20 protein-coding genes and 2 pseudogenes are annotated in these 23,076 nt (G+C 66.0%); 21 read left to right on the plus strand and 1 reads right to left on the minus strand.

Translation table 11 applies throughout. The features are described 5' to 3' along the window. The first annotated feature begins 67 nt into the window (after positions 1-67). From AUC68_RS18870 to AUC68_RS17870, 21 genes and pseudogenes are all read left to right on the plus strand, one after another. Entirely contained in the window at positions 68-379 is a 312-nt protein-coding gene (locus AUC68_RS18870) for a complement resistance protein TraT (protein ID WP_244500513.1), read from the plus strand. Then, complete coding sequence (locus AUC68_RS12085; RefSeq protein ID WP_244500514.1) at positions 280-3,027, plus strand: baseplate multidomain protein megatron; 2,748 nt, start codon at positions 280-282, stop codon at positions 3,025-3,027. Before AUC68_RS18870 ends, AUC68_RS12085 begins: the two co-directional genes overlap by 100 nt. Further along, the gene (locus AUC68_RS18875; protein ID WP_280138557.1) at positions 2,985-4,139 is read left to right on the plus strand and encodes a GTA baseplate fiber-binding domain-containing protein; all 1,155 of its coding nucleotides are present in this window, start codon (positions 2,985-2,987) and stop codon (positions 4,137-4,139) included. The genes AUC68_RS12085 and AUC68_RS18875 overlap by 43 nt, the downstream gene beginning before the upstream one ends. Positions 4,140-4,154: 15 nt before the next feature. After that, a complete protein-coding gene (locus tag AUC68_RS12090) occupies positions 4,155-5,468 on the plus strand; it encodes a DUF2793 domain-containing protein (protein WP_069437886.1) in 1,314 nt (437 codons plus the stop codon). A 5-nt stretch (positions 5,469-5,473) separates the two neighbouring features. Beyond that, positions 5,474-5,902, plus strand: a complete 429-nt coding sequence (locus tag AUC68_RS12095; protein WP_069437887.1) for a hypothetical protein — start codon at positions 5,474-5,476, stop codon at positions 5,900-5,902. A gap of 43 nt (positions 5,903-5,945) precedes the next feature. Continuing rightward, entirely contained in the window at positions 5,946-6,209 is a 264-nt protein-coding gene (locus AUC68_RS12100) for a hypothetical protein (RefSeq protein ID WP_083240703.1), read from the plus strand. Positions 6,210-6,302: 93 nt separating this feature from the next. Further along, a complete protein-coding gene (locus tag AUC68_RS12105; protein WP_069437889.1) occupies positions 6,303-6,554 on the plus strand; it encodes a hypothetical protein in 252 nt (83 codons plus the stop codon). Between the two features lie 70 nt (positions 6,555-6,624). Then, positions 6,625-6,924 carry a PepSY domain-containing protein gene (locus tag AUC68_RS12110; RefSeq protein WP_141701259.1) on the plus strand — a complete coding sequence of 100 codons (300 nt, stop codon included), beginning with the start codon at positions 6,625-6,627 and terminating at the stop codon, positions 6,922-6,924. A 107-nt stretch (positions 6,925-7,031) separates the two neighbouring features. Beyond that, complete coding sequence (locus tag AUC68_RS12115) at positions 7,032-7,703, plus strand: response regulator transcription factor (protein WP_069437891.1); 672 nt, start codon at positions 7,032-7,034, stop codon at positions 7,701-7,703. A gap of 4 nt (positions 7,704-7,707) precedes the next feature. After that, positions 7,708-9,069, plus strand: coding sequence for an ATP-binding protein (locus AUC68_RS12120; RefSeq protein WP_069437892.1), 1,362 nt, complete (start codon positions 7,708-7,710; stop codon positions 9,067-9,069). 132 nt (positions 9,070-9,201) lie between these two features. Then, entirely contained in the window at positions 9,202-9,576 is a 375-nt protein-coding gene (locus tag AUC68_RS12125) for a hypothetical protein (RefSeq protein WP_069437893.1), read from the plus strand. A 120-nt stretch (positions 9,577-9,696) separates the two neighbouring features. Next, positions 9,697-10,848, plus strand: a complete 1,152-nt coding sequence (gene ccmI / locus AUC68_RS12130) for a c-type cytochrome biogenesis protein CcmI (protein ID WP_069437894.1) — start codon at positions 9,697-9,699, stop codon at positions 10,846-10,848. Continuing rightward, positions 10,845-11,300 carry a cytochrome c maturation protein CcmE gene (gene ccmE / locus AUC68_RS12135; protein ID WP_069437895.1) on the plus strand — a complete coding sequence of 152 codons (456 nt, stop codon included), beginning with the start codon at positions 10,845-10,847 and terminating at the stop codon, positions 11,298-11,300. The genes ccmI and ccmE overlap by 4 nt, the downstream gene beginning before the upstream one ends. Then, entirely contained in the window at positions 11,297-13,285 is a 1,989-nt protein-coding gene (locus AUC68_RS12140) for a heme lyase CcmF/NrfE family subunit (protein ID WP_069437896.1), read from the plus strand. The genes ccmE and AUC68_RS12140 overlap by 4 nt, the downstream gene beginning before the upstream one ends. Positions 13,286-13,287: 2 nt before the next feature. Beyond that, positions 13,288-13,785 carry a cytochrome c-type biogenesis protein gene (locus AUC68_RS12145; RefSeq protein ID WP_069437897.1) on the plus strand — a complete coding sequence of 166 codons (498 nt, stop codon included), beginning with the start codon at positions 13,288-13,290 and terminating at the stop codon, positions 13,783-13,785. 167 nt (positions 13,786-13,952) lie between these two features. After that, a complete protein-coding gene (locus AUC68_RS12150) occupies positions 13,953-15,518 on the plus strand; it encodes a Do family serine endopeptidase (RefSeq protein WP_069437898.1) in 1,566 nt (521 codons plus the stop codon). 121 nt (positions 15,519-15,639) lie between these two features. Beyond that, positions 15,640-16,319 (plus strand): annotated as a pseudogene (locus AUC68_RS12155) (response regulator transcription factor). Then, a complete protein-coding gene (locus AUC68_RS12160; RefSeq protein WP_069437899.1) occupies positions 16,303-17,760 on the plus strand; it encodes a sensor histidine kinase in 1,458 nt (485 codons plus the stop codon). The pseudogene AUC68_RS12155 and the gene AUC68_RS12160 overlap by 17 nt, the downstream one beginning before the upstream one ends. Beyond that, positions 17,757-18,116: a hypothetical protein gene (locus AUC68_RS16500; protein ID WP_069437900.1), complete on the plus strand. Its 360-nt coding sequence runs from the start codon at positions 17,757-17,759 to the stop codon at positions 18,114-18,116. Before AUC68_RS12160 ends, AUC68_RS16500 begins: the two co-directional genes overlap by 4 nt. Next, positions 18,083-18,772: pseudogene (locus tag AUC68_RS18775) on the plus strand (bifunctional [glutamine synthetase] adenylyltransferase/[glutamine synthetase]-adenylyl-L-tyrosine phosphorylase); the annotation flags it as partial. The gene AUC68_RS16500 and the pseudogene AUC68_RS18775, both read left to right, overlap by 34 nt. Before the next feature lie 160 nt (positions 18,773-18,932). Then, positions 18,933-20,660 (plus strand): bifunctional [glutamine synthetase] adenylyltransferase/[glutamine synthetase]-adenylyl-L-tyrosine phosphorylase, encoded by a 1,728-nt coding sequence (locus AUC68_RS17870; protein WP_280138558.1) that lies wholly within the window; start codon positions 18,933-18,935, stop codon positions 20,658-20,660. Between the two features lie 18 nt (positions 20,661-20,678). On the opposite strand, the gene AUC68_RS12180 is transcribed toward AUC68_RS17870, so the two are convergent. Beyond that, positions 20,679-22,970, minus strand: coding sequence for an ATP-binding protein (locus tag AUC68_RS12180; protein ID WP_083240704.1), 2,292 nt, complete (start codon positions 22,968-22,970; stop codon positions 20,679-20,681). Between the last annotated feature and the right edge of the window lie 106 nt (positions 22,971-23,076).

The raw sequence follows: 23,076 nt of genomic DNA on the forward strand, positions 1-23,076 counted from the left end.
ATTGTTGCCGGGCTCTGCCTGGACGCGCCCGCGGGCATAGTCAGCATAGAACGAGAGAGACACTCGCATGGCGACACTGGTTCTCGGTGCCGTGGGATCGGCTATTGGCGGCGCGATCTTTCCCGGCAGCGTGCTCGGCACGGCCTTGACCGGCGCGACCATCGGCGGCGCGGTGGGCTCGATCGCGGGCTCGCTGGTCGATAAGGCGCTGCTGGCGCCGCTGGCCGCAAGTTCCGGCGAGACGCGCGTGGCCGAGGCCCGCGCCTGTCCGATGTACAGGTGGGCGCGTCCGCTGAGGGCGTGCCGCTGCCGCGCGTCTATGGGCGCGCGCGCCTGCCGGGCCATCTCATCTGGGCCACACGCTTCAACGAGGTGGTGACCGTCACCACCCAGACCACGGGCGGCGGGCAGACCTCAGGCGGCGGCAAGAATCTGTTCGGCGGCGGCGGGTCCGGCCAGTCGAGCCAGTCCAGCCAGGGCGCGCAGAGCACGGTGAAGACGGTCGAGTACAGCTATTTCGCCAACGCGGCCTATGCGGTGTGCGAAGGGCCGGTCACGCGGATCGGGCGCATCTGGGCCGACGGCAAGGAGCTGCGCCAGTCGGACTACACGATCCGCGTCTATCTCGGCACGGAGTCCCAAGCCCGCGACGGGCTGATCGTGGGCAAGCAGGGCGGGGCGGCCCAGGTGCCCGCCTATCGCGGCACGGCCTATGTCGTGTTCGAGAACCTGGCCCTGGAGCGCTTCGGCAACCGGCTGCCCCAGTTCAATTTCGAAGTGTTCCGCGCCGTGGACGATTTCGAGAAGGAGGTCAAGGCCGTCAATCTGATCCCGAGCGCGGGCGAGTTCGTCTATGACAACGACCGCGTGGTGCGGATCGAGAACGGCACATCGGTCTCCGAAAATCTGCATACGGCCCTTGGCGGCACGGATTGGACGATCGCGCTCGGCCAGCTCGAAGCGCAGCTGCCCAATGTGGGAGACGTGTCGCTGGTGGTGAGCTGGTTCGGCACGGATTTGCGCATCGGTCTGTGCGAGGTGAAGCCCGGCGTGGAGGTCGCGAACAAGAAGACCTGGCCCTACGAGTGGTCCGTCGGCGGACTGTCCCGCGCAGGCGCGCATGTGGTCAGCCAAGAGAACGGGCGCCCGGCCTATGGCGGCACGCCTTCGGACGCCGCCGTGGTCGCCGCCATCCAGGACCTGAAGGCGCGAGGGCTGCGGGTCACCTTCTATCCCTTCATCTCGATGGACGTGCCGTCGGACAATGCGCTGCCCGATCCCTATTCGGACGCCTCGAGCCAGCCGCCTTATCCCTGGCGCGGGCGCATCACCTGCGATCCGGCGCCGGGCGAGGCGGGCAGCCCCGACAAGACATCGGCGTGTGCGACCCAGGTCGCAGGCTTCGTGGGCGCGGCCCAAGCGGGCCATTTCGCGATCGCCGGCGAGAGCGTGTCCTATGCGGGGCCGGCCGAATGGTCCTTCCGCCGCTTCATTCTGCACTACGCGCATCTGTGCAAGGCGGCAGGGGGCGTCGATGCCTTCCTGATCGGCTCGGAGATGCGCGGGGCGACGTCACTGCGGTCGAACGGGAGCAACTTTCCCTTCGTCAATGCGCTGGTGACTCTCGCCGCCGATGTGAGCGGTGTGCTGGGCGGCGGCACGCTGATCACCTACGGCGCGGACTGGACCGAGTATCGGGGCTATCAGCCGCAAGACGGCACGGGCGATGTCTATTTCCACCTCGACCCGCTCTGGAGCTCGCCCCATATCGACGCGGTCGGGATCGACGTCTATTGGCCGCTTGCGGACTGGCGCGACGGAGAGACCCATATCGACCGTCAGGCGGGCTGGGAGTCGATCTACGACCTCGATTACTTGCGGAGCAACATCCGCGGCGGCGAGGGCTTCGACTGGTACTACCCGGCGGCGGGTGCGACCGGCAACGAAGCGAGCCCCGAGCGTCTTGCCCAAACACGCCTGCCCATCACCGACGGCGCCTACGGCAAGCCGTGGATCTACAAGACCAAGGCGATCTTGGAGTGGTGGCAGAACGTCCATCACAATCGTCCGGGCGGCGTCGAGAGCGGCGGGCATACGGCCTGGGTGCCCCAATCCAAGCCGATCTGGTTCACGGAGGTGGGATGCCCCGCCGTGGACAAGGGCCCGAACCAGCCCAACGTCTTCATCGATCCGAAGAGCTCGGAGTCCTTCGCGCCGTATTTCTCGCGGGCCGTGCGCGACGATCTGGTGCAGCGCCGCTACATCCAGGCGATCCAGAGTTATTTCGATCCCGCCCACGAGGACTACGTCGCCGGACAGAATCCGGTCTCGAGCGTCTATGGCGGGACGATGGTCGATGCCTCGCGCATCTTCGTCTACACCTGGGACGCGCGGCCTTACCCTGCGTTCCCGTACGCCTCGTCGGTCTGGGCCGACGGCGGCAATTGGGAGCTCGGCCACTGGCTGACCGGGCGTGTGGGCGGCGGCGCGCTCGCGGCGATCGTGCGCCAGATCCTCGAAGACTACGGCTTCTTCCGCTACGACGTGACGAAGCTCTACGGTTTCCTCGACGGGTTCGTGATCGACCGCATCATGTCGGTGCGCGAGGCCTTGCAGCCGCTCGGGCTCGCCTTTCTGTTCGATGCGTCCGAGTCCGGCGGGCTGATCCAGTTCGCCCATCGCGGCACTCTGGGCTCGGTCGCCTCGCTCGTTCCCGACGCGCTCGTGGAGACGGATCCGGAGGCGCCGCTCTACACGCTGACGCGCGGCCAGGAGACGGAGCTGCCGCTCGCGGCGAAGATCACCTTTATCGACGGCAATCACGACTACGCTCAAGGCGCGGTCGAAGCGCGGCGGCTCGGCAGCCGGAGCGACCGGGCGGCAGCGGCGGAACTGCCGATCGTCATGGGGCAGGGCAAAGCGCTCGCGATTGCCGAGAGCTGGCTGCGCGATGCCTGGGCCGCGCGGGAGCGGGCGCCTTCGCGCTGCCGCCGAGCCGGCTGGCGCTGGAGCCGGGCGACGTGGTGACGCTGTCGTCGGGGGGCCGGGACAGGCTTCTGCGGCTGACGGAAACGCGGGACGCCACGTTCAAGGATATCGACACACGGTCCGTCGAGCCGTTCAATCTCGACGCGGTGGTGGCGCCGGACAAGGAGCGGGCGTTCGATCCGGTCGTCGTGTTCGGGCCGACCGATGCGGTGTTCATGGACCTGCCGCTCCTGCGGGGCGACGAGGTTCCCTACACGAGCTACGTGGCGGCCAATGCCGATCCGTGGTCGGGGGCGGTCGCCATATACCGTTCGCCGTCGACGAGCGGCTATGAGCTGAACACGTTCGTGCCGGCGCGCGCGACCCTGGGCCGAACCGTGTTCGATGTCTATTCGGGACCGCTCCACCGCTTCGACAAAAGCAACGTCTTGCGCGTCGCGCTGGACCATGGCGCGCTCGAGTCCGTGAGCGAGGAGGCGCTGCTCAACGGCGCCAACTATGCCGCCGTACAGAATGCGGACGGCGCCTTCGAGCTGATCCAGTTCCAGATGGCGACGCTGGTCGAGGTGGGAACCTACGAGCTGTCGATCCTGCTGCGCGGCCTGAACGGGACCGAGGGCGCCATGCGCGATCCCGTTCCGGCGGGCGCGCGCTTCGTCCTGATCAACAGTGCCGTGACGGCGCTGAACCTGCGTCCCGACGAGATCGGCCTCGCGCTGAACTACAAATACGGGCCCGTGAGCGAAAGCCTCGAGTCCGACACGTATGAAAGCACGGTCTATGCCGCGCGGGGCCTCGGGCTGCGGCCCCTCTCGCCCGTGCATCTACAGGGCAAGCGCGATCCGGCGACCGGCGACTGGACGCTTCTGTGGATCCGGCGGACGCGCGTCGGCGGCGATAGCTGGGAAAGCTACGAAGTGCCCCTGGCCGAGGCCGCGGAACGCTACCGGCTCCACATTCTCGACGGGCCGGGCGGCGCCGTCCTGCGCTCGGTCGAGCTGACCGTGCCGACGTTCCTCTACACGGCGGCGATGCAGACGGCCGATTTCGGGGCGCCGCAGTTCAACGTCTCGATGCGCGTGGCGCAGGTGTCGCCCTATTACGGGCCGGGCCCGGCCGCCGAACAGCTCACCTACGATTATCAGCACTGAAGGAGCGAGGGTTAGATGGCCGAAGAAAGCGCGAAGCTACGCATCCCGTATATCGCGGCCGCGCAGGCGCAGAAGCACGTCACCCACAACGAGGCGATGACGTTGCTCGACACGCTGGTGCAGCTCAGCGTGATCGACAAGGACTTGCTGGGCCCGCCGGGCGGCCCGTCGGAAGGCGACTGCTACATCGTCGCCGGCGGCGGCGGCACGGCGACCGGCGCTTGGGCGGGCTGGGAGAAGCGCGTCGCCCGCTACATAGACGGCGAATGGCGGTCCTATCTGCCCGGAGAGGGAAGCGGCGACGGCTGGCTGGCCTGGGTCCAAGACGAAGACGCGATGTACCGGTTCGACGGCGCCGCGTGGGCGCTGGCCGGCATCGAGGGCCCGCAAGGGCCGCTCGGTCCCGCCTACCAGCCCAATGCCGTGGTCGATGCGATCGCCGGGCGCGCGGCCTATGACGACGAGGCGGCGGCCTTCTCCGTCGTCGTCGTGGCCGATAGCGGCAACGACGATCTGCCGACGCTCTATTTCAAGCTCTCGGCCGGCAGCGCCGATTGGTCCGCCGGGATCACCTGGCTGCCGGAAGCGATCGTGCCCCCGCGCGGGCATCTGTTCGGCGGAACCCTGTCCTATGTGAACGCGGCGACGTTCGGCGTCGGGGTGTGCGAGGCGGCATCGGACGACGCCGTGCCCGTGCGCCTGGCGCTGGCGACCGCCATGACGAAGACGCTGGCATCCTGGTCCGCCGGCACCGGCAACGGCGCGCTCGACACCGGCTCTGAGGCAAATTCGACGTTCTACTTCGTGTTCGTGATCGCCAAGCCGGACGGCACGACGGACATCCTCGCCTCGACGAGCCCGACCGCACCGGCGATGCCGAGCGGCTATACGTACAAGAGGCGCCTGCCGGGAGCGATCTGCAACGACAGCGGCGGTGACATCAAGAACTTCGCGATGTTCGGGCGCATGCTGCTTTGGGTGTCCCGCGTGGTGGAGTTCAACTCGGTCGCTGCACAGGCAGAGACCTTATGGACACTGAGCGTGCCGACCGGGATCGTGGTCCAGCCGTGTCTCGACTTCTTGATCTATTCGCTCTCTGTGCAGCTTAACGTTCAAGTCAAGATTGGGAGCGCGTTTTCCGGGACGGCCTTGACCATGGCAGCACGGGCTTTGTCCTCGAGCGCAAGTCACAGCACTGCGCAGCAATCCTTCTTCGGCGGCATCTTCACGAATACAAGTGGCCAAATCTATTTCAGCCAGACGCTCCTGTCCGGCGCACCGACGCTCAGCCAGATGTTTTCGACCGGCTTTATCGACCACGGAGCTTAAGACCCATGCCTTACGTGAAACGCGACACAGCCGGTGCCGTCACCGGCTATTCGGAAACCAAACAGCCCGGCATCATGGACGAGTTCGTCGCCGACGACGATGCGGACCTGCGCGCGCTGCGGCAGGTGCAAGATCGCGCCGCATCCGTACCGGCCACCATCACCCCGCGCCAATTGCTGATCGGGCTCGTCTTGCATGGGACGATCACGGACGAAGAGGCGGTCGATGCGGCGCGCACCGGCGCCGTGCCCGGCAAGGTCCAGGCGATCTTCGATGCGCTGCCAACGCCGCAAGAGAAGACGGCCGCCGCGATCACTTGGGCGAAGATGGGCGTCGTCGAGCGCGATCATCCCTTGGTCGCCGCGCTTGCTTCGGCCAACGGCATGAGCGACGCGGACGTGGACGCTTTCTTCGCGGCCTGCGCCGATATCTGAGAGGCGCGAGGACCCACATGGCGGCAGCGGACTGCAATACCCATTGGTCTTTGGACCGGCGCGTTCCCGTGGCCTGATTCTGTCCATCGTGCTCCAATCGGCGGGGCTGTTCATGTGGGTCGGGGCTCTGACCAGCCGCGTCTCGGAGCTCGAGACAAAGGCCGTCCGTGCCATCGACGCCGGTGAGCGGGTGATCGGCCTCGAGGCCGAGATGCGCGAGGTGCGCCGCGTCTTGCAGCGTATCGAGGCCAAGCTGGACCGGCGGGCAGCGAACGCGGACGCCGGTCCGCCGCCGCCGCTGCCCTGACACGAGCGAGGCTCTCGCTCGGCCCCGTGAATGGCCGGCACGCGACCGCGGCACCGACTCGCCTGTTCTTCCCCGACCAAAAGGAGACGACCCATGACGACTTTCGCTTGGCTGATCACCGGTGGCTTCGCCAAAGGCTATCGCACGCAGATTCTCGGGATCACGGCCGCACTGTCCGCCGTCGGCCTATGGGCGGCCGGCGATCTGACCCTGGCCCAACTCCTCAGCGAGATTCCGATCATTCTGGGCGGCTTGGGGCTTGCGGCGCTGGGCGCCAAGGTGGACGATGCTGCCGCGAAAGGGCCCCGAGACCCGCGCGACGGCGATACGCGCGGACCAGCCTAGGGGGGTGTTCAGGCGCCGTTCATGGGCGCTGCCGTAAGGTGGCGTCCATGATGAGATGTGTGGGGCTGAGATGACCTGTCAGGCGTTTAAGACCGTAGCGGCGATCGGGCTCGCCGCGTTTGCCAGTTTCGCGGCAATGGCACCAGCCCATGCGGGGTGCATGCCCTTGGGCGCGGCCGGCGGGCTGATCGCCAAGAACAAGCTGATTCCGGGCACGGTCGCGGTGAACAAGGCTCAGGCCAAGGGCGGCGGGAAGGTGATCAAGATCGTCCTTTGCCAGAACGGCAATAGTTTCGTTTATCGGGCCACCGTCCTCGGCAATCAGGGGGCCGTAAAGACGGTTACGGTGAATGCGAAGACGGGCCAGTAGAACTTTCGTCCGGCACGCATCGGTGCGGGCGTCCCAAGAATCGCCACGGGTCTGATGCACATCTTGTAGAAACCGCTGCAACGAAGACGCCAAGGGAGGGCAGTTCTTTGAGGCTTCTCGTCGTCGAGGACGATCCAGATCTCAACCGTCAACTTGTGACCGCGCTCGGTGAGGCCGGCTATGCCGTCGACACCGCGTTCGACGGCGAGGAAGGACATTTCCTCGGCGATACGGAGCCCTATGACGCGGTCGTTCTCGATATCGGGTTGCCGAAAAAGGACGGCCTGTCCGTGCTGGAGGAATGGCGGCGCGACGAGCGCAAGATGCCGGTTCTGATCCTGACGGCGCGCGAACGCTGGAGCGACAAGGTCGCGGGCATGGACGCGGGCGCGGACGACTACGTCGCCAAGCCGTTCCACATGGAGGAAGTGCTTGCGCGATTGCGCGCGCTCCTGCGCCGCTCTGCGGGGCATGCGAGCAACGACCTTGTCTGCGGCCCGCTCGTTCTCGATACCAAGGCCGCGCGGGTCACGGTCGACGGACAGGCCATCAAGCTCACATCGCATGAATACCGCGTGCTGCATTACCTGATGATGCAGCGCGACCGCGTGGTGTCGCGCACCGAACTCGTCGAGCATCTCTACGAGCAAGACTTCGACCGGGACTCGAATACCGTCGAGGTCTTTATCGGCCGCTTGCGTAAGAAGCTGCCCGCGGATCTGATCAAGACCGTGCGCGGGCTGGGCTACCGCCTCACGGAAAATCCCGACGGGGCCTAGCCCGATGGGGCCGAAATCTCTCGCCTTCCGACTGTTCGTCTCCGCCGCCGCGTGGGTGCTCGTCGTCATTCCCATCGCCGCGATTCTGCTGACCTCGCTCTACCGCCAAAGTATCGAGCGCAATTTCGATGCGCGCCTGGACGTCTATATGACGAGCCTCGTGGCCGCGAGCACGGCCGAGGGCGGCGACGTACCCGAAACGCCGGAGAGCCTGGGTGCGCCCATCTTCGACATCCCGTTTTCCGGCTGGTACTGGCAGATCAAGGCGCTGAAGGGGGCCGAGCGTCCGCTGTTCGTGTCGGATTCGCTGCTCGATCAGCAGCTCGACCTGCCGAGCCAGGAGGGGGTTCCCCCCGACGACACATTGACGCGGCGCAGCTACGGGTCGGGGCCGGAAGGCGAGCGCCTGCGCATGGTCGAGCGCGAGATCAGACCAGGCGGCGATCAGTCCCCCGGCTACTCCTATGCGGTCGCCGGCGACTCGGCCGAGATCGACGCCGATCTCGCCCAGTTCACGACCATGCTGGTCCTGGCGCTGGTCATTCTCGGCGTCGGCCTCACCGTGGCGACCTTCTTCCAGGTGCGTTTCGGGCTTCTGCCCTTGCGGGCCATCCGTCACGACCTGGCGGCGATCCGCTCGGGCGACGCCGAGAAGCTGGAAGGCGAACTCCCCGACGAGATCAAGCCGCTGCAGACCGAGCTGAACGCGCTCATCCAATCCAATCGCGACGTGGTGGAGCGGGCGCGAACCCATGTGGGCAATCTGGCCCATGCCCTGAAGACGCCCCTCAGCGTGATCAGCAACGAAGCGCGGGCCCATGACGGGCCTCTGTCCGACAAGGTGGTCGAGCAGGCGGAGATCATGCGGACCCAGATCACGCACCATCTCGACCGGGCGCGGGTCGCGGCGCGGTCCGGCGTCATCGGCGGGGTGACGGACGTCGAGCCCACGCTCATGGCGTTGAAGCGGGCGCTCGGCCGCATCTACGGCGAGAAGGGGATCGCCTTGCGCGTCTCCGTCGACAAGGGCCTCAAATTCCAAGGCGAGAAGCAGGATTTCGAGGAGATGACCGGCAACCTCATGGACAATGCCTGCAAATGGGCCAAGGGGTCCGTGGCCGTCACCGCGAGGCGCCTGAGCGACGACACGATCTCCGTGTCCGTGGACGACGACGGGCCCGGCCTGACCAAGGCCGAACGGGAAAAGGCCGTCGAACGCGCCCAGCGCCTCGACGAAAGCAAGCCCGGGTCGGGCCTCGGCCTTTCTATCGTCGCGGACCTGGCCCATCTCTACAAAGGGCGCTTCGCCCTTGAGAAGGCTGCTGGCGGCGGGCTGAGCGCCCGCTTAACCTTGCCTGCTGCTTGAGTTTTTCAGCGCAGCCAAAGGCAACCTAATTTGGCCAGATTTGTTATTCTTAACACTCTAATGAGAGGTTACACTTATATGTTCAGCCTCTAGCAAAGGGACTGCGACGTCCTTTTGCGCTGGGGAAGACCGATGAGAGTTATTTTTGCGATTGCCTTTTTGCCGCTTGGACTTGCGGCCTGCGGAACCGGCGGGAACCTCGGCACCGATGCCCTGTGGGGCTCGATGACGGGCAATTCCGGGCCAGCGGCCATGGACGCGCAAGACCAAAGACTGGCCGCGGAGGCGCAGCAGAAAGCCCTGGAATTCGGCCAGGCGGGTCAGGCGACTTCGTGGAGCAATCCGGCGAACCAGCACAACGGCCAGATCGTGCCCGGCACGCCTTACAAGAAGGGCAGTTCCTTCTGCCGGCCGTTCACCCATACGATGTTCATCGACGGGCAGCCCAATACGACCAACGGTACGGCTTGCCGGCAGCCTGACGGGCGCTGGAGCCAGGTCGGCTAGGGCCCGGTTGGCGAAACATTGCCGCGATTTCATCTTTCCAGCCGCGCCTTCGTCTTGCTCTGGCAAGCGCCCTTGGCCTATGCCTAGCGACCGTTTGAATTCTGAGGTTAGGACCTCCTCGTGCTGCTGTGGGTCATCCTGGCGGCCCTTACCGCCGTCGTCTTGTCCTTCCTGCTGTATCCGCTCGTCGGCGGCCGGGCGGCCGACGATGAACGCGATGCTTTCAACGCCGCGGTCTATCGGGATCAGCTCGAGGAGATCGAGGCGGACCGCGCCCGCGGGCTGATCGGCGAGGCAGAGGCGGAGGCCGCGCGGCTCGAGGTCGCGCGCCGGTTACTCGCCGCGGACGAAAACGGGGCCTCGGCCTCCGGAGGGGGCGCGCGCCGCGCGCTTCCCAGAGCCGCCTTCCTTGTCGTCGCGGTCTGCCTGCCGCTCGCCGTGCTCGGCATCTACCTGTTCTACGGCTCACCCCGACTTCCCGACCAGCCTTTGGCCGCGCGCCTGACCGATCCGGCGAAAGAGAAAGACATCGCCGTTCTGGTCGCCCGCGTGGAAGCGCGTTTGCGCGCCCATCCCGACGAGGGCGCCGGCTGGGACGCCATCGCGCCGATCTATCTGGGCGGCCGGCGCTACGCGGACGCGGCCGAAGCCTACCGCCAGGCGATCCGGCTGCTCGGCCCGTCGGCCACGCGCCTGTCCGGCCTCGGCCAGGCGCTCGTGCTGGAACAGCAGGGGCTGGTGACGGAACCGGCCCGCATTGCGCTCGCCGAAGCGCTGAAGCAGGACGGGACGCTGGTGGAGCCCCGCATTCTCCTTGCAGTCGCCAAAGAGCAGGACGGCAACTTGGCCGGCGCGCTGGCGGACTGGCGCGGCCTGTTGGAGCTCAAAGGCGGCGACGAGCGTTGGCGCGCCATGGTCGAGGCGCGGATCGCGAGCGCCGAGGGGCGGCTCTCAGGCGATGCGCCCGCAGGCGTGACGGCGCAGACGCCTAAAGGGGGCCCCACGGCGGCCGATGTCGCCGCCGCGCAATCCATGAGCCCGGCCGAGCGCCAAGCCATGGTCGACGGCATGGTCAAGAAGCTCGCCGCCCGGCTCGATGCGAACGGCGACGATTTGCCGGGCTGGCTCCGTCTCGTGCGCGCCTATACGGTTCTGGGCCGAAGCGGCGATGCGAAGGATGCCCTTGCCAAGGCAAAGGATCAGTTCGCCGGAAATGCACAAGCGATCGAGCAGCTCGACACGCTGGCGGCGGAGCTAGGATTGACGTCATGACACGGAAACAACGCAGAGGCGTCTTGATCGGAACCTGCCTCGTGGTTCTGGGCGTGGCCGTGGGCCTCGTGCTCTACGCCATGCGGGATTCGATCGTGTTCTTCTACAGCCCGAGCGACATCGCCAAGATGGAGATCGCGCCAGGCCAGCGCATCCGCCTTGGCGGCCTCGTCGAGACAGGCAGCGTGACGCGCGACCAAGCACCACCGTCCACTTCGCCGCCGATGGCGCAAGCGTTGCCGGTGACCTTTACCGGAGTTCTGCCCGACCTGTTCCGGGAGGGGCAGGGGGTGGTGACGGAAGGCGCGCTTCAACCCGACGGGACCTTCAAAGCCGACAGCGTGCTGGCCAAGCATGACGAGAACTACATGCCGCCGGAGGTTGCCGCGAAGCTGAAAGAGCAAGGCGTTTGGCGCGAGGGCGCCGCCGCCGGCGGGGTGACAACCCAATGATCGCGGAGACCGGCCACTACGCTCTCATTCTCGCGCTCGGTGTCGCCATCGTTCAAATGGTGTTGCCGGTGATCGGCACGCGTTTCAACGATCCCCGCCTGGCTGCGGTCTCCGTCCCCGCGGCGCAAGCGCAGTTCATCCTCATCTGCATCGCCTTCTCGGCTCTGACCGCCGCCTATGTCACGTCCGACTTCTCGATCCTGAACGTGTGGCAGAATTCCCATTCGGCCAAGCCGATGCTCTACAAGATCTCGGCCGTGTGGGGGAACCACGAAGGCTCGATGGTCCTGTGGGTGTTGATCCTCGCCCTGTTCGGCGCCGCGGTCGCGACATTCGGGTCCAACCTGCCGCGTCAATTGCAGGCGAACGTGCTGGCGGTGCAGGGCTCGATCGCCGTGGCGTTCCTGCTCTTCATCGTCACCACGTCCAATCCGTTCCTGCGCGTCGACCCCGCGCCGTTCGACGGGCAGGGGCTGAACCCCGTCCTGCAAGACCCCGCGCTCGCCTTCCATCCCCCCTTCCTCTATGCGGGCTATGTGGGATTCTCCATGGCCTTCTCCTTCGCGGTCGCCGCGCTGATCGACGGGCGTATCGATGCGGCCTGGGCGCGCTGGGTGCGGCCGTGGACGCTGCTTGCCTGGATGTGCCTGACGCTTGGAATCGCGATGGGCTCCTGGTGGGCCTATTACGAGCTCGGCTGGGGCGGGTTCTGGTTCTGGGACCCGGTCGAGAACGCTTCGTTCATGCCGTGGCTTGCCGGCACCGCCCTGCTGCATTCGGCGCTGGTGATGGAGAAACGCGACGCGTTGAAGGTTTGGACGATTCTGCTCGCCATCATCACCTTCTCCTTGAGCCTCATGGGGACGTTCCTGGTGCGCTCGGGCGTGCTGACCTCCGTGCACGCCTTTGCGGTGGATCCCGCGCGCGGCGTGTTCATTCTCGGCATCATGTCCGTTTTCATCGGCGGCTCCTTCGCGCTGTTCGCCTGGCGCGCGCCGCTTCTGTCGCAAGGCGGATTGTTCGCGCCCATCAGCCGCGAAGGTGCCTGGGTACTCAACAACCTTCTGCTGACGGTGGCCTGCGCGGCCGTCTTTGTCGGTACGCTCTACCCGCTCGCCTTGGAGGCCGTCACCGGCGAGAAGATCTCTGTGGGAGCGCCGTTCTTCAACCTGACCTTCGTGCCGCTGATCGTGCCGCTTCTCATTGCCGTGCCGTTCGGCCCGCTACTTGCGTGGAAACGCGGCGATCTGCTTGGCGCCGCGCAGCGGCTGACGGTTGCGGCGCTCGTCAGCCTCGCAGCGATCATTGGCGTGCTCGCCCTGCACCAAAGCGGCCCCTGGCTTGCTCCGCTCGGCATCGGGCTCGGGCTGTGGCTGATCATGGGGGCGCTAACGGAGCTCGCCACGCGGTCGAAACTGTTCGAGGCGTCCTGGGCCGAAAGCCGGCGGCGCCTGCGCAACCTGCCCCGCGCCGCCTACGGCACGGCGCTCGCGCATGCGGGGCTTGGCGTCATGGTGCTTGGGCTCGTGGCGACGACCGCCTGGCGGAGCGAACGGATCGAAGCGCTGGCGCCGGGCGGGACCGTGGACATCGCCGGCTATCAGCTCACCTTCGAAGGGGTGAAGGAAGGGCAGGGCCCCAACTACAAGGAGCTGGCCGGCATCTTCCAGGTGACGCGGGACGGTCAGCCCGTCACGACGCTTGTTCCGTCGAAGCGCGCCTATTCGGTGGAGAAAAGCGCGACCACGGAAGCCGGCATTCACAATAGCTGGCGGGGCGACCTCTATCTGGTCCTCGGCGATCCGCTCAAGGACGGTGCGTACAGCGTGCGGGCCTATTTCAACCCGATGGTGCGGCTGATCTGGCTCGGCGCCTTGTTCATGTTCTTCGGCGGCGCCGTGTCGCTGTCGGACCGCCGCCTGCGGGTCGGCGCGCCAAAACGTGCCAAGGCGAAGACGCCAACGGCCGTGGCGGCGGGCGAGTGACGATGCGCTTCCGCCGGTTCGTGCTCGCCGCTCTTCTTGCGGTTTTTGCACTTCATGCATCGAGCGCGCACGCCGTACAGCCGGACGAGGTGCTGGACGATCCGGCGCTTGAGGCGCGGGCACGGGCACTGTCGGCGGGGCTGCGCTGCCTGGTGTGTCAGAACCAGTCGATCGACGACTCCGATGCGCCGCTGGCCAAGGACTTGCGCGTGCTCGTGCGCGAACGGCTGAAAGCGGGCGACAGCGACGCGGAGATCATCGCCTTCGTGGTTTCGCGTTACGGGGAGTTCGTGCTGCTGAAACCGCGTTTCACGCCCCACACCTGGTTGTTGTGGCTCGCAACGCCACTGCTGTTCCTCTTGGCCCTTGGCGGCATTGTCTATGCCTACCGCCGAAGGTCGGCCTCCTCGGCGGCGCCCCGGGCCCTGACCGCGAGCGAACAGGCCCATCTTGCGCGCCTCCTGGACGAGGAAACGCCGCAGGACGGCGGCAAACTCTGAACCCCCCGTTTTTGCGGGGCGGGTCACGCGCACCGAACCTTACCGAAAATTAATGCCGCTGAAACCGCAGCGTAATTGGCGGCTCCCTATATTCCGATTCACATGATCGCTCTGCACTGCCGGAGCATGACCGGAACAGATTTGCCGTCCCAAGAGAGGGGAATCGAATGACAACTGATACGAACCCAGCAGCAAACGAGAGCAAGCGGCCGCGGAAAAGCGACCGGAGGCCCGCGCTCCTCGCCGCGGCTGCACTGGTTGCCGCCGGGGCGATCGGGCTTTCGTTCAACTCGGCCGTGCCGGAAGCCGTTGCGGAAACGGTTCAGACGCAGCAGACCATCGAGACGCCCTATGGCCGGGCGCCGCTCTCCTTCGCCGATCTCGTGGCCAAGGTGAGCCCCGCCGTGGTCAGCATCAATGTGAAGGGTGAGCTCAAGACGGCGCAAAATGACGGTTCGCCCATTCCCGGGATGCCGAACGTGCCCGAGGACAATCCGCTGCACGACTTCTTCGAGCAGTTCCGCAAGGGTATGCCGAAGCCGCCGTCCAAGCATACGCCGAGCCTGGCGCAAGGGTCCGGTTTCTTCATTTCGGAAGACGGTTACGTCGTCACCAACAACCATGTGGTTGAGGACGCCGAGAATATCACCGTCACCATGGAGGACGGCGAGAAGTTCGATGCCAAGCTGATCGGAACCGATCCGCGCACGGATCTTGCGCTCATCAAGGTGACGGAAGAGACGAGCAAGAAGTTCCCGTTCGTCGAGCTGTCCGACAAGCGCCCGCGCGTTGGCGATTGGGTTCTGGCGGTCGGCAATCCGTTCGGCCTCGGCGGGACGGTGACGGCCGGCATCATCTCGGCCCACAACCGCGACATCGGCTCTGGTCCATACGACTATCTCCAGATCGACGCGGCGGTGAACCGCGGTAACTCCGGTGGACCGAGCTTCGATCTCGACGGCCATGTGGTTGGCGTCAACACCGCGATCTTCTCCCCGTCCGGCGGCAATGTCGGTATCGCGTTTGCCGTTCCGGCCGCGCTTGTGAAGCAGGTGGTGGCCGACCTCAAGGACGACGGTAGCGTCGATCGCGGCTGGCTCGGTGTCGTGATCCAGAACGTCAACGACGACATTGCCGATTCGATCGGACTGGCAGCGCCGAAGGGTGCCATGATCACCAAGGTGACCGAGGACGGTCCTGCCGCGAAGGAGGACATCAAGGCCGGTGACGTCATTGTCGAGGTGAACGGCAACGAAGTGAAGGACTCGCGCGACCTTGCCCGCAAGATCGCCGATCTCGAGCCTGACACCGACGTGAAGCTCGCCATCGTCCGTTATGGCGACAAGCGTGAAGTCGCCATGAAGTTGGGCTCGTTCCCGAGCGCAAAGAAGCTGGCCTCGCTCCAGAAGGAAGAGCCCGCCGACCAGATCGAGCAGATGGACAAGCTGGGCCTGTCGCTTGCGCCCTCGGCCACGATCCCGGGCGCCGGCGAGGAGGGTGTCGTCATCACCGAAGTCGACACCGATAGCGATGCCGCCGACAAGGGCCTGAAGCCTGGCGACATCATCCTCCAGGTGGCTGGCGTCGACGTCTCGACCCCGAGCGATGTCGCCAAGGGCCTCGCCAAGGCGACCGAATCCGCCAAGGGCGACAAGGACACGGTCAAGGTCCTGTTGCAGGTCAAGACCGGCGACCAAACGCGGTTTGTCGCGCTTTCGCAGAAGAAGGGGTAATATCGCCTTCTTCTGCTGGAGGGCGGCGCGGTTTTCCCCCCAAACTGCGCCGCCCGCCCCTTTTTTATTTCCGGCCGTGTTTCCGGATGTCTTTCCGAACCAACGAGCGAGCAGAGGCGATATGCGGGTCCTGGTGATCGAGGATGATCAAGAGACGGCAGCCTTTCTCAAGCGGGCGCTCAAGGAATCGGGGCATATCGCCGAGCACGCGCCGATGGCGAGGCCGGTCTCGACTCCGCCAGAACGAATGCCTACGACGTGCTCATTGTGGATCGCATGCTGCCGAAACTGGACGGGCTCGGCGTCATCAAATCCTTACGCACGGAAGAGATCCATACGCCGGCGCTGATCTTGTCGGCTCTGGGCGAGGTGGACGACCGGGTCAAGGGATTGCGGGCCGGCGGCGACGACTATCTCACCAAGCCCTACGCGTTCAGCGAGTTGTTGGCGCGCATCGAAGTGCTGGCGCGCCGCACCTCGCCGGAAGAGGGCTCGACGCGGCTCGCCGTTGGCGATCTCGTGCTCGACCGTCTGTCCCACAAGGTCACGCGCGCGGGCGAGGCCATCCTGCTGCAGCCGCGTGAATTCCGGCTGCTCGAATATTTGATGAAGCACGCGGGTCAGGTGGTGACGCGCACGATGTTGCTCGAGAACGTTTGGGACTATCACTTCGACCCGCAGACCAATGTCATCGACGTCCACATTTCGAGACTCCGGTCGAAGATCGACAAGAACTTCGAACAGCCGCTCCTGCATACGGTTCGCGGTGCCGGTTACACGATCCGTGACAGCGCTCACTAAGCTCTTCCGCACGACCACCTTCCGCCTGTCGCTGACCTATTTCGCGCTGTTCAGCGCGGCCGCCATCGTTGCCATCGTCTATCTGTACTGGAACACGACGGTCCTGCTCTCGCGGCAGCTCAATCAGACCATCGATGCGGAGCTCAAGGGCCTCGCCGAGCAGTACAGGGCCGGCGGACGCGACCAGCTCGTTCGCACCGTCGCGCAACGGAGCCGCACGCCCGGCAACAGTCTTTATCTCGTCGCCGACAGGAACGAGAAGCAGCTCGCTGGAAACTTGCGTGCCGTGTCGCCGCAGCTTTGGGACAGTGTCGGGCCGGTCGAGTTCTTCTACAGCCGGCCTGCGCCCGGAGGCACGGAGCAGCGGCTGGCCTTTGCGAATGTGTTCCGGCTTCCCGGCGGCGACCGTCTGATCGTCGGCCGCGACATCGAGGACCGGCGCGAGCTGTCGCGCCTCATTCGCTCGACCATGCTGTGGGGCCTGGGCGTCATGGCGCTGGTCGGGATTGGCGGCGGCTATTGGGTGAGCCGCAGACTGCTCGCCCGGGTCGACAACCTCTCCGACACCACGCGGACGATCATGGCGGGCGACCTCTCCCGCCGCTTGCCTGTGAGCGGATCGGGCGATGAGTTGGATCGCTTGGCCCAGAGCCTCAATCTGATGCTCGGCCGCATCGAGCAACTCATGGCCGGCATGCGGGAAGTCTCCGACAATATCGCGCACGACCTGAAGACGCCCCTGAACCGCCTGCGCAACCGTGTCGAGGAGGCGTTGCGCGAACCGCCGGACGAGGTCGCCTACCGGGACGCGTTGGAGCGGACCATCGAGGAGGCCGACGGCCTCATCAAGACGTTCAACGCCCTGCTTTCGATTGCCCGGCTCGAAGCCGGGGCGGGCGGGGACGACCGCGACAGTCTCGATCTTTCGGCGCTTGTGAGCGACGTGGCCGAACTCTACGAACCGGTCGCCGAGGAGCGCGGCATCACGCTAAGAGCCGATGTGGCGGCCTTCGTTCCCGTGCGCGGCAACCGGCAGCTTCTGGGGCAGGCGCTCGCCAATCTCATCGACAATGCTCTGAAATATGGCGTGCCCCCCGCCGCCAAAGGCAATGGCCATGCGGCCGAGGTCGTTGTCCGGACGTCCCAACATGACGGGATCGCAGAAATCGCCGTCACCGACCGCGGACCCGGCGTTCCGGCCTCGGAACGGGAGCGCGTTCTGGCCCGTTTCGTGCGCCTCGAGGCCAGCCGTTCGGAGCCCGGAAGCGGTCTTGGATTGAGCCTTGTCGCGGCTGTGGCGAGGCTGCATGGTGGGGCCGTGAGGCTCGAGGACAATGCACCCGGCCTCCGCGTCGTCGTCAGCCTTCCGCTGGAGACGAACGCGCAGGGAACAAAGACGGCAGACAGACCGTCGCCAGGAGGAGAGCTGAGGCCGACGTGACGGCGTTCGCCGAACGGATTCGCGAAATCCCCGAAATCTTCGACGCCGAGCGCGGCGGCGACGTTCTTGCGTCGGTGCAAAAGGCGCTGGAGCAGGATTCCGGCTGCGCGCGGGCGGTGGAGATTCTGCGCGCGCCCAAGGTCGCGGCGTTTCTGACCGCCGTCTTCTCCGGCTCGCCCTTTCTCGCCGCTCTCTGCGAGCGCAACCCCACGCTTCTGGCTGCGTGCCTCGCCGAGGATCCAGAGACCTCTTTGCCCGAGGCCGCGGCACGGCTGGAGGCCGCCATGGCGCAGGCGGCGTCCGAGGCGGAGGCTTGGCGAGTTTGCGCACGTTCAAACAGCACAGCGCACTACTGACGGCGCTCGCCGATCTCGGCGGCGTCTGGACGACGGCCGAGACGCTGACCGGTTTGAGCGAAGCGGCCGATACGGCGATCCGGGCCGCGGTCGGCTATCTGTTCCGCAAGGCCTTTGCCGCCGGGAAGGTCACGTCGCACGAGCCGGACGGCTATTTCGTGATCGCCATGGGCAAGCTCGGCGCCATGGAGCTGAACTACTCGTCCGACGTCGACTTCATGGTGTTCTACGACCCCGAACGGGCACGGCTCGCCGAGGGCGTGGAGCCGTCGGCCTTCTTCGTGCGGCTGACACGCGACCTGGTGCGCCTCCTGCAGGAGCAGACCAAGGACGGCTATGTCTACCGGACGGATTTGCGGCTCAGGCCCGATCCCGGCGCGACGCAGATCGCGCTCTCGACCGAAGCCGCCTTGATCTACTACGAGAGCTTCGGCCAGAACTGGGAACGGGCGGCGCTGATCAAGGCGCGTATCGCGGCGGGCGACCGCGCCCTCGGCGAGGCCTTTCTCGAGCACCTGTCGCCCTTCGTCTGGCGGCGATATCTGGACTTCGCCGCGGTGGCCGACATCCATGCCATGAAGCGGCGCGTGCACGAGTTCAAGGGCCATGGGGCGATCGCCGTGGGCGGCCACGACATCAAGCTGGGCCGGGGCGGCATCCGCGATATCGAGTTCTTCGCGCAGACGCAGCAATTGATCGCGGGCGGGCGCCATCCGGAGCTGCGCATGCGCGGGACGCTGGAAACCTCGCGGGGCTTGCCGAAGGCGACTGGATCGAAGCCGGCGTGGCGCAGGAGCTCTCGGAAGCTATCTGTTCCTGCGCCGGGTGGAGAACCGCATTCAGATGGTGGGCGATCAGCAGACCCACATTATTCCGGCCGAACAACGCGAACTCGACCGGCTCGCACGGTTGTGCGGTTTCGCCGATACGGACGCGTTCGGCGATGCGCTCCTGGCGCGCTTCCGGTGCGTGGAGAGGCATTACGGTGCCTTGTTCGAGAAGATTCCCCTGCCGCCATCCTCCGTACCCGGACTTGTGTTCGGGGACGAGGCGGATCCGGAAACCCGCGCAGCGCTGGAGGATCTCGGTTTCGAAAATCCTCGCGCGGCCATCGAAGCGATCAAGGCCTGGCAGGCGGGCCGCTATCCGGCGACGCGCAGCGCCAAGGCGCGCGAGCGCCTGATCGAATTTCTCCCCCATCTTCTGGAAGCCTTCAGCCGGACGGCGCAGCCCGATCTCGCTTTGTCGACCTTCGACAAGGTCATGGCCAACATGCCGGCGGGTTTGCCGCTCTTCTCGTTGCTGGCGGCCAATCCCAGCCTGTTGCGCCTCGTTGCCGACATCATGGGGACCGCGCCGCGGCTTGCGAAGATCATCGGCCGCCGTCCAAGGCTGCTGGATGCCGTGCTGGATCCCGGCTTCTTCGGAGACACGCCGACCAAGGCGCAGTTGAAAGAGGTCGTCGGCGGCGCGCTTGCGCTCGCCACCCACTATGAGGATGCGCTGGACCGGGCGCGCATCGTCGGACGCGAGCAGAGCTTTCTCATCGGCGTGCGCGTGATCTCCGGGACCATCTCCGCCGGGCAGGCCGGCGAGGCCTATGCCGCGCTCGCCGATACGCTGATCCAGGCCCTGTCCGATCGTGTCAGCGACGAACTGACGGCGCAGCACGGGCATCTGCCGAACGGCATGGCGGCGGTGCTCGCGATGGGCAAGCTGGGCGGCGAGGAGATGACGGCCGCGTCCGACCTCGATCTCATCACGGTCTACGATTATGCCGGTCAGGACGCGAAGTCCGACGGGGAGCGCAGCCTTCCCGGCCCGCAATACTACACGCGGTTTACGCAACGGCTGATCGCGGCGCTCTCGGCCCAGACGTCGGAGGGCGCGCTCTACGAAGTCGATATGCGGCTCAGGCCATCGGGCAGTCAGGGCCCGGTCGCCACCAAGCTCTCCGGCTTCATCGACTATCAGGAGCGGTCCGCGTGGATCTGGGAGCACCTGGCGCTGACGCGCGCGCGGGTTGTCTCGGGACCCGAGGCCATGCGCGAAGCGATCGAGACGAGCATCCGCTCCGTGCTCACGAGGCCGCGCGACCGGACTGCCGTCGCCGGCGAGGTTCACGAGATGCGCCGCAAGATCGCGGCCGAGAAAGGCACGGAGGACATCTGGGATCTGAAACAGGTTCGGGGCGGAATCGTCGATCTCGAATTCATCGCGCAGTACCTCCAGCTCGTGAACGCGGCAGAGCGGCCCGACGTGCTCGATCAGAACACGGAAGCCGGTCTCACCAAGCTCGCGGAGGCGGGCATCCTCGACCGGGCGGATGCGGAACTGTTGATCCCGGCGGCGCGGCTCTACCAATCGCTCACGCAGATCTTGCGGCTGTGCCTCGAGCAAGGCTTCGATGCCAACGATGCGCCGCAAGCCTTGCGGGAGCTCTTGGCCCGGTCGGCGGACATGCCCGATTTCGCAACGTTGGAGGCAACGCTGAAGGAGACGTTGTCGGGCGTGCACAACGCCTTCAACCGTCTCGTGGCTTGAGTCCCGTTGGACGCTCCGTCAAGCGCTCTGCGCAAGCGGCTCTTCAATGTCGGCGGGGCGGGGCGTGCGAATGGGCAGCGCGCAGGTCACGGTCGTGCCGGAGCCCTCGCGGCTCTTGATCTCGAGCGTGCCCCCGTGCAGTTCGACCAGGGCGCGCGAGATGGCAAGGCCAAGGCCACTGCCCTGATGGCTCTTGGAGAACTGGTTCTCGACCTGCTCGAAGGGACGGCCGAGCTTGGCGATGTGGGCCTGAGCGATGCCGATGCCCGTATCCTTGATGGCGATTTTGAGCTTGCCGTTGGCGCGCGCCAGATGCACGTCGACGCGCCCGCCCTCGCGCGAGAACTTCACCGCGTTGGAGAGCAGGTTGAGGAAGATCTGCTTGAGGTAACGCCGGTCCGCTTCGATGGGGAAGCGCTTCGGGCCGTGGCGCTCGAGCACGATGCCGCGTTCGGCGGCCGTCTGGCTCACGACCTTCATGCTGTCGTCGACGATCTCCGCCACATCCACGTTGCCGAGATCGAGCGTCATGCGGCCGGCTTCGATCTTCGACATATCGAGAATGTCGTTGATCACTTCCAGCAGATAGGCGCCGCTCGAATAGATGTCGCGTGCATATTCCTGATATTTCTCGTGCCCGAGCGGGCCGAACAGCGATTGCTGCATGACCTCGGAGAAGCCGATGATGGCGTTCAGAGGCGTGCGCAGTTCGTGGCTGATATTGGCGAGAAACTCGGACTTGGCCCGGTTCGCCGCTTCCGCGCGATTCTTTTCGAGCGCGTATTTCTCGGCCAGGTCCACGAGCTGTTGCTTCTGGTGTTCGAGCTCGCGCCGCGACAGGCGCAGCTCGGCGACGGAGGCGCGAAGCTGCTGCTCGCTCTCGGCGTTCTTGGTCTGGCTTTCCTTGAGATCGGTGATATCGGTGCCGACGCTCACATAGCCGCCATCGCGCGTGCGGCGCTCGTTGATGTGCAGCCAGCGGCCGTCTTCCAGCTGCGCCTCGTAGGTGCGCGATTGCCGGTCGGCCTTGCCGGCCACGGCGTAGCGCTTGGAGACGATGGGTTCGGACGCCGCCGCGATGACCTCGTCGTAGGAACTGCCGGGCTGCACCATGTCGTCGGCAAGGCCGTGGAACTGCTGGTACTTGCTGTTGCACATGACCAGCTTGTTGTGATTGTCCCACAGCACGAAGGCCTCTGAGATGGTCTCGACCGCATCGCGCAGCCGCGCATTCGCATCGGCGGCGCCCGGGACCGCGTTGGGATCGGCGAGCACGGCCATGCCGGTGAGGTAGGGCTCGCCGGTGCTCACGTCCCGGGTGATGTGGCCGCGCAGGCGGATCGTGACCCAATGCCCATCCGCATGGCGCATGCGGAAGCACTGATCGAACACGCTCATGCCGTCGCGGAGGTGAGCGTCGATTTCGGCACGCAGATCGTCGTCTCGGTGCAGCCTGTTGGCGAGCATGCCGTAAGACACGACCCCGGATGCGGGCTCCAGGCCGAGTAGCGCGTACATCGGCCGGGACCACTCCACGTGACCGCGTGCGAGGTTCCAGCGCCACACGCCGCAGCCGGGCAGGGCCTCGGTGAGCTCGCGCGTAAGCGTGTTGGAGTCCTCCGGGCGCCCGAACGGCGTCAGATACCAGAAGGCTCCCGCGAACAGCATCAGGATCAGCCCGCCGGCGACGAGCAGCGTCACTTCGAGAAGCGTATGGCTTTGCCATCCCGCGAGCGCGCTCGCGACGGGCTGGATGAACGTGAGTTGGGCGTCGGTGCGGGGGACATTGCGCACGGTCACCAAGGCATCGGTGCCGTCGTTCAAGGTCACGCGCATCACGCCGGCATCGGCGCCCATGATCGTCAGGGGCTGACCGGGACCGAGGACCGTGAGGAGATTTCCGCGGAAATCGCTGCCGAACGGGACCCGCGCCTGGATGCCGCCTTCGGCGTCGGACAAAAGGACCACGCGGCCGTCGCGGGCGGCGCTGTAGGGAAGGCTCCGCGCCAGCTCTCCCTGCCAATCGGCGCTGGAGGCGAGGACTTCGCCGCTGAGTTTCAGCGAGGCGACATCGGCGTTCAGGGCGAGCTGCCGCCGCGCCCCCGTCAGGGCCGCGTCCTTCCCGCTACTGATCTGATAGTAGAAGCCCAGGCACGCGACCAGGGCGAAGCAGACCAGGAAAACCGGGACGAGCTGGCGCAACCTCTCCGGCGAGGGGATATGTTGGTCGACGAGCGCGCGGATGTCCTGCCATCGTGGCCCTGCGATGGAATAGATTCCCGCACCTCGCGCAGGACGAGCCCGCGCCATTCGGTCCCCCTTCTTCTCCTAATCATCGTCCCGGAGAAGTTGCCGCATCTCCGAATCGCTTCTGTCCATGGAATCGAGGACTGAAGCTTCTGTCTAGTAAAAACCT

Origin of the sequence: Methyloceanibacter methanicus, from assembly GCF_001723285.1 — a bacterium.
GTDB classification, from domain to species: Bacteria; Pseudomonadota; Alphaproteobacteria; order Rhizobiales; family Methyloligellaceae; genus Methyloceanibacter; species Methyloceanibacter methanicus.